This is a genomic window from Streptomyces nanhaiensis (assembly GCF_046614825.1).
In the GTDB taxonomy this organism is placed as follows: domain Bacteria; phylum Actinomycetota; class Actinomycetes; order Streptomycetales; family Streptomycetaceae; genus Streptomyces; species Streptomyces radiopugnans.
The window spans coordinates 26,321-36,876 of the sequence record NZ_JBKJFM010000046.1 but is presented as its reverse complement, the minus strand read 5'-3'; the positions used below and the strand labels follow the sequence as shown (position 1 = coordinate 36,876).

Sequence of the window (10,556 nt, the reverse complement as noted above, 5' to 3'; positions counted from 1 at the left end):
CGCGCGGAGGCGCGCCGCGACCCCGGCGAGAAGCCGGGGAGGCCCGGAGCCGGAAGGACGTCCGCGGCGGCTGCGGCGGCCGGACCGGCCCCCCGCCGCGGGCGCCTCCTCGCGGTCCTGGCGCTCCTCGTGCTGACCGCCCTGGCCGCCTCCGCCGTCCTCGGCCTGCGCCACCGCGAGGCCGAACTCACCCGCCAGGCAAGCTCGGAGGCCCTGGCCGCGGCCCGCAAGGCGGCGCCGGTGATCCTCTCGTACCACCACAAGCGCCTGGACCGCGACTTCGCGGCGGCCCGCAAGCACCTCACCGGCTCCTTCCGCGACGAGTACGAGAGGACGACCGCCAAGGTGGTCGCGCCGACGGCCGAGAAGTACAAGGGGATCGTCAAGGCGACGGTCGCCGGGCCCGAGAGCGGCGCCCCGGCGGCGTCCGTCGTCTCCTCCTCGCCGGACAGGGTGGTCGTCCTGCTCTTCGTCAACCAGGTCACCGAGAGCACTCAGGTCTCCGGCGGCTCCCGGCTGGACCTCAACCGCGTCCGCATGACCCTCACCCGCACGCCCCAGGGCTGGAAGGTGAGCGCGGTCGACGCCCTGTAGCCCGGAGCCCCCGGCGGCCGTCCCGTGGTCGCCTCAGCGGCCTGCGCGCCGGCGGGAGCGCTGCAGGGAGACGACGAGGACCGCGATCACCAGGACCGCGACACCGATGAACAGCAGGTAGAGCAGTCCCTCCACCACCGCGCCGAGCACCCCCAGAACGGCCGCGACGAGGAGCAGGAAGAGGAATAGCGCCATGTCGTCTGTGCCTCCTTCAAACCGTCTTCACCGTCGCCCGGCCGTCCGGCGATCCGGCCGCCCGGCCGTTCAGCCGCGCGCCAGCCGCCGCTCGCCCGCGGAGCCCGGGCGGTAGGCGATGCCGTAGTGCCGGAAGACCGGCTCCTCCTCCTCGGCCGACAGCACGTCGTCGGTGCCGATGGAGGGAGCCTTCTTCACCAGCGCCTTGTCGTACCGGACCCTGATGTAGTCCGGCCCGGCGACCGCCTCGTCCAGGGGCACGAACACCAGCCGCTGGCGGGTGGGCAGCCCGGTCCGGACGGTGACCATGGCGGGTTCGTCGGTCGCCGTGTCGGTGTACACGGCCTCCAGCGGGCCGACCTTGTGCCCCGTCGCGTCGACGACGTCGCGGCCGCGCCACTCGCGGATGTCTGCTGGACGGATCATCGCTCAGCTCCCTGGGCGGAGTCGGCCTCCAAGCCGCCGCGCCACCGGCGACCCGGCTCCGAGCCCATGCTACGCCGAAGCGACTTTTCCGGCACAAGGGAGCTTTTCCCCCTCAATGATCCCGGGCAGCAGGGGAGGACGCGGAACCTCCCGGGAGACGGCGGGAGAAAGGAGAGGCGCCCCGGCCGATCGAACGGCCGGGGCGCCGAACCCGCCCGCCGGGTCCGCCGCGGCAGACCCGGTGAGTAGGCCGTGTGGGACTCGAACCCACAACCAATGGATTAAAAGTCCACTGCTCTGCCAATTGAGCTAACGGCCCGCCCCCGAAGCATAGCCCGGAGAGGCGCCGCGCTTCGAAGGCATTGCCACAGTGTGACGGCACGTCGCGTCGTATCCGCGCCCGGACGGCCGGGCGCACCCGGGCGGACAGGTCGCGGAACCGGAGGGAAACCGGACCCGAAGCCGGACCCGAAGCCGGAAGGGGCCCGCTCCGAAGCGGTGCTTCGGAGCGGGCCCCTGGGTGTCTTCCGGCCGTCAGGCGTCAGCCGTTGCGCTTCCAGCGCGGCTTGTCCGCACGGCGGTCGAACGAGCGGCCGCCGCCGCGGTGGTCGCCGCCCTGGTGCCCACCGCCCTGGTAGCCGCCGCCGCGGTGGTCGTCACGGCGGCCGTACGGGCGGCGGTCGTCACGGTCCCGGTCGCGGTTGAAGGGACGGCGGTCGTCGCGGTCCCGGTTGAACGGGCGGTCGCCGCCGCCGCGGTGGCCGAACTCGCGCCGGTCGTTGTCGCGGCGGAAGCCGCCCCGGTCGTCACGGCGGTCGCGGTTGAACGGACGGCGCTCGTCGCGGTCGCCCCGGTCGTCGCGCCGGTCCCGGTTGAACGGGCGCCGGTCGCCGCGGTCGTCACGGCGGTCGTCGCGGTCGCGGTCGCGGCCGTACGGGCGGCGGTCGTCACGGTCCCGGTCGCGGTCGCGGTCGCGGCGGAAGTTGCCCCGCTCGTCGCGGCGCTCGTACGACCGCTCCTCGCGCGCCCGGCGCGCCTCGGCCTCGGCCTTCGCCTCCGCCGCGTCGGCCTCGGCGGTGAACTCGGCCACAGCGGCCTCGGTCGCCTCGGCGACCGCGGCGACGGCCGCCTCCGGGTCGTCGCCCCGCTCACGGGCGGCGCGCGCCGACAGCTTGTCGGCCTCCTCGCGCAGCTCGGCGGCGCGGCGCTGCGCGCGCTCGAGCTGCCGGGTGATCTCGGCCACCTCGCGCTCGGCCTGCTTGGCGGCGTTCAGCGCCGACTCGGCCTGCACCTCGGTCAGCGACCGGGCGCCGGTGATCTCCACCACGTCCTCGTCGAAGGCGTCGCCGCGGCCGATGACGTGGCGCGAGGCGTCCACGCCCGCGTCCTCCATCAGCCGGAAGATCTGCCGCCGCTGGTGCGGCAGCGCCAGCGAGACGACCGTGCCGGAGCGGCCCGCGCGGGCGGTGCGGCCGGAGCGGTGCAGGTAGTCCTTGTGGTCACCGGCCGGGTCCACGTTGAGCACCAGGTCGATGTCGTCGACGTGGATGCCGCGCGCGGCGACGTCGGTGGCGACCAGCACGTTGACGCGGCCGTCCTTGAAGTCGGCCAGCGTCCGGGTGCGCAGGCCCTGCGTCATGCCGCCGTGCAGCGCGTCCGCCCGCACGCCCGCCTCGCGCAGCTGCTCGGCCACGCGGTCGGCGCCGAGCTGGGTGCGGACGAAGACGATGGTGCGGCCCTTGCGCGCGGCGATGGCGGCGGTGACCGGCGCCTTGTCGCGCGGCTTCACGATCAGCACGTGGTGGCTCATAGTCGTGACCGCGCCCTGGGCGGCGTCCACCTCGTGGTGGACGGGGTCGACGAGGTAGCGGCGCACCAGGGTGTCGATCTCGTTCTCCAGCGTGGCGGAGAACAGCATCCGCTGGCCGCCGGCCGGCACCAGGTCGAGCAGCTCGGTGACCTCGGGCAGGAAGCCCAGGTCGGCCATCTGGTCGGCCTCGTCCAGGATCGCGGTCTCCACGTCGTCCAGCGAGCAGGCGCCGCGGTTGATCAGGTCGCGCAGCCGGCCCGGGGTGGCGACGAGGACGTCGACGCCGCGCTCCAGGGCGGAGATCTGGTTGCCCATCGAGGTGCCGCCGCAGACGACCTTCAGCTTCAGGCCGAGGACGTCGCCGTACGGCTGGAGCGCGTCGCTGACCTGCATGGCCAGCTCACGGGTGGGGGTGAGGATGACGCCGCGGGGGCGCTTGCGCTCGGTGCGCCCGCCGGCCAGGCGGGCCAGCAGCGGCAGGCCGAAGCTGAGCGTCTTGCCGGAGCCGGTGCGGCCGCGGCCGAGGACGTCCTTGCCCTCCAGCGCGTCCGGGATGGTCGCGGCCTGGATCGGGAACGGGACGGTGACGCCGTTGTGCGCGAGCTTGCGGACGATCTCGCCGGGCAGGCCGAGATCGGCGAACGTGGTCGTCGGCTCGTCCTCGGGCAGGACGACGTCGGGGGTGGTCACAGACATGCGGAAACAAACCTCTCGGAGTCACATGGCACGCGCCCGCAACTCCGTGTTTTCGCATAAGACCGCCTCGATGCGGTCAGCCACGGCTCAGGTGAGGAACGCGCCACACGGCGCGCTACTGATTCACGGCGCCGGGCAAATGGGAGCAAACGATCTGCCACCATACGACCTCCCCTCCCCGAGCGCAAATCCCTTGTCCGCGCTGCCGATGGGGTGGGAGGAGCGGCGGTGGCGACCGCCTGCGGTGAAGTCTACCGGTCCACGGGGCCGAAGCGTTCGCCCGAGTCCTGCGGGCCGCCGGATCCGTGGATGTCGTACGAGGAGTGAACGACGGACGGCCCTCCGTTCATTCCGTACCGCTCCGACAGCCCGGGAAGCCCCTCCGCACCGGCGTCCGCCCCCTCGCCGGGACCGTCCTCCGCGCCGCCGCCCCCGCCGTCGCCGTCACCTCCGCCGCTCCCGCCGCTCCCGCCGCTCCCATGCGACGGGGTGGGCTCGGCGGTCGGGGCCGTGGGGTCCGCGGGCGGCGGCGCGGCCGTGCGCGAGGGGGTGGCCGGGGCGGTCGTCCGCCCCCCGCCGGTGCCCGAACTCGCCGAGGGGGAGGGCTTCTTCGGACGCGGAGCGCCCGCCGACGGGACGGTGGGGGACGTCGAGGGGGAGGAGGACGGGCCGGAGGCCCGCCTCGAGGGCCCGTCCTCGCCGCCGCCCCGGTCCTTCCGCCCACCCTGCCCTCCGTGTTCTCCGTGCTCCGCGCCCCGCTGCCCGCCCCCGCCGCGCGGGGCCACCGCACTGCCCGGCCGCGGGTCGCCGGCGTCCCTGGAGACCCGGTGCCCGGCCGGCTGCCGCCCGTCGCCCTCGCCCTCGCCGCCGGAGGAGCCGACCGTCATGCAGCCGCTGAGGGTGGCCAGCAGCAGGGCGCCGGCGGCCGTACGCACGCTCGTGCGGGCATCCGTACGAGCGGGCACGCGGGCGTGCTTGCGGGCGGGTTCGCGGGTGGCTTCGCGGCGGGCGGGGCGGGACGGGCGCACTGGCGGCACCTCCGGGAGGCGGGGATCGGGCGGGCTCCCCCTGCCCAACTCCCGTCAGCCCGACAGGTAACGCGTCAGCTCCAGACCCGCCCACACCGCCCCCAGGGCGACCGGCGGCGTGACGGCCGCGTTCGCCAGCGCCGCCCGCCCGTGACCGCGTTCGGCCAGCCGCAGCGTCTCGTAGGAGAAGGTCGAGTAGGTCGTCAGCGCACCGCACAGCCCCGTACCGAGCAGCGCGGCGGCCCCCGGCCCCGCCGCTCCCGCCCCGACGGTCCCGGTCACCAGACCCAGCAGCAGGCTGCCGGCGGCGTTGACGGTGAGGGTGCCCCAGGGGAAGAGCGACTCGTGCCGCGACTGCACCGCGCGGTCCACCGCGTACCGCAGGCACGCGCCCGCCGCGCCGCCGAGCGCCACCAGGAGCCAGCTCACCGCGGAAGCCGGCTCACCGCGCCACCGCCGCCCGGGTCGCGGCGGTGGCCGCCCACACGGCGCCGAGGGCGGCGGCCAGGGTGGCGCCCAGGTACAGCAGCGCGGTGCCCACGGCACCCTCCTCCAGCAGCCGTACGGCGTCGAGCGCGTACGCGGAGACGGTGGTGAAGCCGCCCAGGACCCCCGTGCCCAGGAAGGGCCGCGCCAGCGGGTGGCGCGGCCGCGTCCCGCCGGGCCCCCTCCCGCCGGGTGCTCTCCCGCCGGGCTCCTCCAGCAGCGCCATCAGCACGCCGATCAGCGCGCACCCGACCACGTTGACGGCGAGGACGGCCCAGGGGAAGCCGCCGGGCGCCGCGGGCCACAGCAGCGTCAGGCCGTAGCGGGCGCAGGCGCCGAGCGCACCGCCCGCCGCGACGGCGGCGAGGACGGCCACCGCGTGCGCCCCGGCGGTCTCGGCGCGGTGGGCGGGTACGCGCAGGTCGACGTCGGGGTCGACCACCCCGTCGTCCGGGACCTCCCCCGGAACTCCGCTCACGCGTATCCCAGGTCGTGCAGCCGCTCGTCGTCGATGCCGAAGTGGTGGGCGATCTCGTGCACCACCGTGATCTCCACCTCCTCGACGACCATCTGCCGGTCTCCGCCGTCGCGCTCGCACATCCGCAGGGTCGGTCCGCGGTAGACGGTGATCCGGTCCGGCAGGACGCCCGCGTACCACTCGCCGCGCTCGGTCAGCGGCGTGCCCTCGTAGAGCCCGAGCAGTTCGGGATCCTCGGCGGGCGGCTCGTCCTCCACGAACACCGCCACGTTGTCCATGAGCCGCGTCAGCTCCGGCGGGATCCGGTCGAGCGCCTCGGCCACCAGTTCCTCGAACTCCTCGCGCGTCATCTCCAGCACGCGCCCATTGTCCGCCACGGCGCGCGGACGACGCACGGAGCGGTGCGCGAATCGGGGCACGGAGCAGAGCAAGGAGCAGGGCACAAAGCGGGGCACGGAGCGGCGTACCGGACAGCCGCCGTACGACGCCGTACGGCCGCCGCATAGTCGCCAACCGGACGGGCATATGGCACGGCATGAGCCGAGAACCCCTCCGGCCGCTCCGGGCTCCCGCCCGCTGGGCCGCAGCCGTTCCCCGTGCTCTGCGGCGCCGCCTCCGGGCGCACCGGCCCGCGCCGGTGTACTCCCTGAGCCACGCCCCCCATCCGTACGCCCGCGCGCTCGCGCTGGTCGCCGTCACACTGCTCGGCGCCTGGCTGGGACTGCTCGTCGTGGGCAGCGTGAAGACCGCCGTGGGGCCGGTGGACACCCGGATGTCGCTGCGCCCCTCGCTCACCGGGGGCACCGAGATCAGCGTGCCGCCGCTGGGCGCGCTCGAACTGGACAGCCACCTCGCACCGCTCGCCCTGGACGTCGACATCGACCAGCTCAACCCCGAGCGCGCCCAGGCGCTGATAGACCGCCCGGAACGGATCAGCGGCCTGGAGGGGCAGATCACCCGCGATGTGCAGTCCGGCACACGGGACCTGGCGGTGAAGGCCTCCGTCGCGGCGGTCGCCGGCGCCACGGCACTCGGCCTGGCCGTCTACCGGCGCCCCCGGCGCGCGCTCGCGGCGGGCGGCCTCGCGCTCGCGCTCCTGGCGGCCTCCGGCGCGAGCGCCTACGCCACGTGGAACCCGAAGTCGCTGCTGGAGCCGAAGTTCTCCGGACTGCTGGCCAGCGCCCCCAGCGTGGTGGGCAACGCGCGCAGCATCGTCACCGAGTTCGACGTCTACCAGCAGGAACTGGCTCGCCTGGTCACCAACGTCACCAAGCTCTACGACGCCACGTCCACGCTCCCCGCCTACCAGCCGGACCCCAGCACCATCCGCGTGCTGCACGTCTCCGACATCCACCTCAACCCGGCCGCGTGGCACATCATCAGATCGCTGGTCGAGCAGTACGACATCGACGTGATCATCGACGCGGGCGACACCATGGACCACGGCACCGCCGCCGAGAACGGCTTCCTGGACCCGGTCGAGGACCTCGGCGCGCCGTACGTGTGGGTGCGCGGCAACCACGACTCGCGCACCACCCAGGAGTACATCGAGGAACTGGACAACACCCACGTCCTGGACGACGGGAAGCCGGTGAGCGTGGGCGGTCTGCGGATCGCGGGCATCGGCGACCCGCAGTTCACCCCGGACCGCTCGGTGGTCGCCGAGGGCGACCCGGCCGAGCGAGCCGCGGGCCGGAAGCTGTCCGCGGCCCTGCGCAAGAGCGCGGAGGCGGGCAGGCCGGTGCACATCGCCGTCGCGCACAACCCGGTGGCGGCCCAGCAGACGGACGGTGACGTGCCCCTGGTGCTGGCCGGCCACGTCCACCGGCGGGAGGCCCGGGTGATGGAGGAGGGCACCCGGCTGATGATCGAGGGCTCCACGGGCGGCGGCGGGCTGCGGGCCGTGGAGGGCGACGAGCCGCAGAAGGTGATGACCTCGGTGCTCTACCTGGACCGGGACACCAAGCGGCTCCAGGCGTGGGACGAGATCACCCTGGGCGGCCTGGGCCTGACGACGGCCGAGGTCAGCCGCCATCTGCCGGAGGACGTGGAGCCGGGCGGCTCCCCGTCCCCGTCTCCGTCCGGCTCCCCGTCCGGGTCCCCCTCCTCCCCGGCACCGTCCCCGTCCCGGTCGCCGTCCGGGGAGCCCGCGGGACAGCCCGCCGGTTAGCCCGCCGGACGGCCCGCCCGGGCCCCGCCGGAAATCCGTTTTGGCGATCCGTCCCGCCATCCCATATGCTTCTCACGTCCCCGACGCGCTGAGAAGCGCCCAGGTGGGCCATCAGCCCTCATCGTCTAGTGGCCCAGGACGCCGCCCTTTCAAGGCGGTAGCACGGGTTCGAATCCCGTTGGGGGCACGCACAACCTGTGCGAGACTGGTGCTCGTACATCGCTTGGTCCTGTGGAGCAGTTTGGAGTGCTCGCCACCCTGTCAAGGTGGAGGCCGCGGGTTCAAATCCCGTCAGGACCGCTGCGGCTGGGTAGCTCAGTTGGTACGAGCGTCCGCCTGAAAAGCGGAAGGTCGCCGGTTCGACCCCGGCCCCAGCCACCGCAGATGAAAGCCCCGCCCCGGGTCTCCGGAGCGGGGCTTTCACCGTTTCCCCCCCCAACCCGTACGCCGACGGAGATCAGGCACCGAGGTCAGCGCTGCAGGCCGAGGATCAGCCGGACGGCATCCTCCACACGACGCAGTTCGCCCGGGGCCGGCAGCCCGAGCTTCCTCCGAAGCCGCGGCTTGGCCACGGCGTGAAGGTCCGCACAGTTCACATACGACTCGTCGCACTTCGTCAGGCCCGCGTCAGACCCGATCGGGACATGGGTGGCCTGCGGGCCGGCCGGCTGTATCACTTGATCGCGGTTCCGGTCGCGTTCGCCGCCGGACAGGCCCGTCCGGCCGCCGGAAAACCGGAGGCGGTGCGGGGCGGGGCGGTGGCAGGGTGGGGCCATGACGCCTGGAGATCTCGCGGGACTGTTCGCCGAGCCGCAGCGGCTGCGTGCCTTCGCCGCACTGGTGCTGGGGGCCGGAAGCGTGCCGGAGGTGGCCTCGTCCGCCGGGCTGTCCGTACGCGAGGCCGCGGTCGCCGTGCGGCGGCTGCGGGACGGCGGGGTCGTCGTCGGGGGAGACGGCGGGGACGGGGGCGGCGGAGACGCCGGGCTGCGCGTCGAGGCCGGGCGGTTCCGGGAGCTCGCCCGCGCCCGGAGCGCGGAGAGGAGCGGGGTGAGCGGGGAGGCGGAGGCCGCCGGGGAGCCGCTCCACCGGTCCGTACGAGGCGGGCGCATCGTCCATCTGCCGGCCAGGAAGGGCAGACGGCTGCCGGTGCTGGAGCACGTGGTGGCGCGCTCCTTCGAGACCGGCCGGGTCTACGGCGAGCGCGAGGTGGACGACCGGCTGCGCACGTGGTGCGAGGGCGGGGCCACCGACCACGTGACGGTGCGCCGCTACCTGGTCGACGAGTGCCTGCTCAGACGCGAGGACGGCCGGTACTGGCGTCCCTGATCCACCGCCGGCCGGGCCGCGGCCGCGGGCCGGGTCAGGAGCCGCCGTCCCGGCCGCCCGGGTGCCGGTGGCGCCGGAGCCAGAAGACGGCGCAGGAGACGACCGCCCAGGCGGTCAGCACCAGGTAGGGCTGCACGTGCAGGTGGTCGGGGAAGTAGACGGCCGTGTGCTGGGCGTTGACGGAGGCCCCCGGCGGGAGCCAGCGGCCGACGGTGCCCAGCAGTGAGGGCAGCAGGGGCCAGGAGACCGCTCCTCCGGAGGAGGGGTTGCCGATGAGGACCATCAGGCCCCAGGTGGGGAGCATGGCCCAGCGCCCGATCAGCGCCTGGAACATGGTGAAGACCATGCCCGAGGTGAACATGGTCAGGGCGAGAATCATCCAGGAGTGGACGAAGGGGAAGTCGACCGCGTTCAGCAGCCAGTCCACGGCCGCGGCGATGGCGAAGCCGCCGAGCAGCGAGTAGGCGGCCGTGAAGGCGATCCGCTCGGAGGGGTTCAGGTCCCTGGCGTGGACGCTCATCTGGATGGCCCCGATGAAGCCGGTGACCACCGCCGCGAGGGTGACGTAGAAGAGGGCCAGGCCGCGCGGGTCGCCCGGGTCCAGCGGCTTGGCGTCCCGCACCGCCACCCGCAGCCCGGTCTCCTCGCCCACCGAGCGGGCGGCCTCGGTCAGCAGCTCCGCGACGGAGGCGCCCGAGGCGCTGGAGACCTCCAGTACCGGCTGCTCCCGGCCGGGGTCGGCGGGGATGCGCAGCACGGCGAAGACCCGCTGCGACTCCAGTGCCTCGCCCGCCGCGGCGGCGGTGGGGTACTCGTGCAGTTCCAGGGAGGAGCGCAGGTCCTCGCCCACGGCGTCGGCGAAGGTCTCCGCGCGCTCCCGGTGGGCCGCGGCGCTCTCGGTGGCGCCGACGACCGCGACGGGGATGCGGCGCGGGGTGGGGTCGGCCATGGCGTAGGTGTACGAGCCGGCGAAGAGCCCGGCCGCGACGGCGATGAGCAGCGACAGCACGGTGGCGAGCAGGAAGGGCGACTCCTTGAAGCGCCTCCACCATCCGGCGGCACCCCCGCTTCGACGGCCCTCTCCGGTTCCCCGCCCGGCGCGGGCATCATGAGAGCCGTGCGCGGTGCGCGAGCCGTGGGAACCGTCCGAGCCGCCGGGGCCGCCCGAGTCGCCGGGGCGGCCGGTACGGGCGGGACCTCCGGGCTCTTCGGGTCCGTCGGGGAGGGGATGGCGCCGGTCGCTCATGCGCTCACCCTAGACAGTCATTTCACCCACAACGCCGCACACCGGTCACGGGAGGCGGTGAATTGATTCGCCCGGCACTCGGTGCGGGTGCGATCCTGGAG

The 10,556-nt window shown here is 74.4% G+C and carries 11 protein-coding genes and 4 tRNA genes; 6 read left to right on the top strand and 9 right to left on the bottom strand.

Annotation, left to right across the window (positions count from 1 at the left end; translation table 11 throughout):
• Nucleotides 1-594: hypothetical protein (locus ACLIYP_RS13195; protein WP_412713327.1), on the top strand; the 594-nt coding region annotated here is incomplete at its 5' end.
• Nucleotides 595-627: 33 nt separating this feature from the next.
• Here the strand turns inward: ACLIYP_RS13195 and ACLIYP_RS13190 are convergent.
• The 8 genes from ACLIYP_RS13190 to ACLIYP_RS13155 form a co-directional block, all read right to left on the bottom strand.
• Complete coding sequence (locus tag ACLIYP_RS13190; RefSeq protein ID WP_412713326.1) at nt 628-789, bottom strand: hypothetical protein; 162 nt, start codon at nt 787-789, stop codon at nt 628-630.
• Between the two features lie 69 nt (nt 790-858).
• Entirely contained in the window at nt 859-1,215 is a 357-nt protein-coding gene (locus tag ACLIYP_RS13185; RefSeq protein ID WP_412713325.1) for a PRC-barrel domain-containing protein, read from the bottom strand.
• A 246-nt stretch (nt 1,216-1,461) separates the two neighbouring features.
• A tRNA-Lys gene (locus ACLIYP_RS13180) sits at nt 1,462-1,534 on the bottom strand.
• Nucleotides 1,535-1,756: 222 nt separating this feature from the next.
• Entirely contained in the window at nt 1,757-3,721 is a 1,965-nt protein-coding gene (locus ACLIYP_RS13175) for a DEAD/DEAH box helicase (RefSeq protein ID WP_412713324.1), read from the bottom strand.
• A gap of 251 nt (nt 3,722-3,972) precedes the next feature.
• Entirely contained in the window at nt 3,973-4,656 is a 684-nt protein-coding gene (locus tag ACLIYP_RS13170) for a hypothetical protein (RefSeq protein WP_412713323.1), read from the bottom strand.
• 147 nt (nt 4,657-4,803) lie between these two features.
• Nucleotides 4,804-5,178, bottom strand: a complete 375-nt coding sequence (gene crcB / locus ACLIYP_RS13165) for a fluoride efflux transporter CrcB (RefSeq protein ID WP_412713322.1) — start codon at nt 5,176-5,178, stop codon at nt 4,804-4,806.
• A gap of 13 nt (nt 5,179-5,191) precedes the next feature.
• Nucleotides 5,192-5,713, bottom strand: coding sequence for a FluC/FEX family fluoride channel (locus ACLIYP_RS13160; RefSeq protein WP_412713321.1), 522 nt, complete (start codon nt 5,711-5,713; stop codon nt 5,192-5,194).
• On the bottom strand, nt 5,710-6,072 hold the full coding sequence (locus ACLIYP_RS13155; protein WP_218158319.1) for a metallopeptidase family protein: 363 nt from the start codon (nt 6,070-6,072) through the stop codon (nt 5,710-5,712). The genes ACLIYP_RS13160 and ACLIYP_RS13155 overlap by 4 nt, the downstream gene beginning before the upstream one ends.
• A 176-nt stretch (nt 6,073-6,248) precedes the next feature.
• Here ACLIYP_RS13155 and ACLIYP_RS13150 point away from each other — a divergent pair, with 176 nt between their 5' ends.
• The 5 genes from ACLIYP_RS13150 (at nt 6,249) to ACLIYP_RS13130 (ending at nt 9,209) form a co-directional block, all read left to right on the top strand.
• Nucleotides 6,249-7,883 carry a metallophosphoesterase family protein gene (locus ACLIYP_RS13150; RefSeq protein WP_412713320.1) on the top strand — a complete coding sequence of 545 codons (1,635 nt, stop codon included), beginning with the start codon at nt 6,249-6,251 and terminating at the stop codon, nt 7,881-7,883.
• Nucleotides 7,884-7,997: 114 nt separating this feature from the next.
• A tRNA-Glu gene (locus tag ACLIYP_RS13145) sits at nt 7,998-8,070 on the top strand.
• Between the two features lie 38 nt (nt 8,071-8,108).
• A tRNA-Asp gene (locus tag ACLIYP_RS13140) sits at nt 8,109-8,183 on the top strand.
• Nucleotides 8,184-8,187: 4 nt separating this feature from the next.
• A tRNA-Phe gene (locus tag ACLIYP_RS13135) sits at nt 8,188-8,261 on the top strand.
• A 396-nt stretch (nt 8,262-8,657) separates the two neighbouring features.
• Nucleotides 8,658-9,209: a DUF2087 domain-containing protein gene (locus ACLIYP_RS13130; RefSeq protein WP_412713319.1), complete on the top strand. Its 552-nt coding sequence runs from the start codon at nt 8,658-8,660 to the stop codon at nt 9,207-9,209.
• Between the two features lie 34 nt (nt 9,210-9,243).
• Here the strand turns inward: ACLIYP_RS13130 and ACLIYP_RS13125 are convergent, their stop codons facing one another.
• The gene (locus ACLIYP_RS13125) at nt 9,244-10,455 is read right to left on the bottom strand and encodes an ABC transporter permease (protein ID WP_412713318.1); all 1,212 of its coding nucleotides are present in this window, start codon (nt 10,453-10,455) and stop codon (nt 9,244-9,246) included.
• Nucleotides 10,456-10,556: the final 101 nt, after the last annotated feature.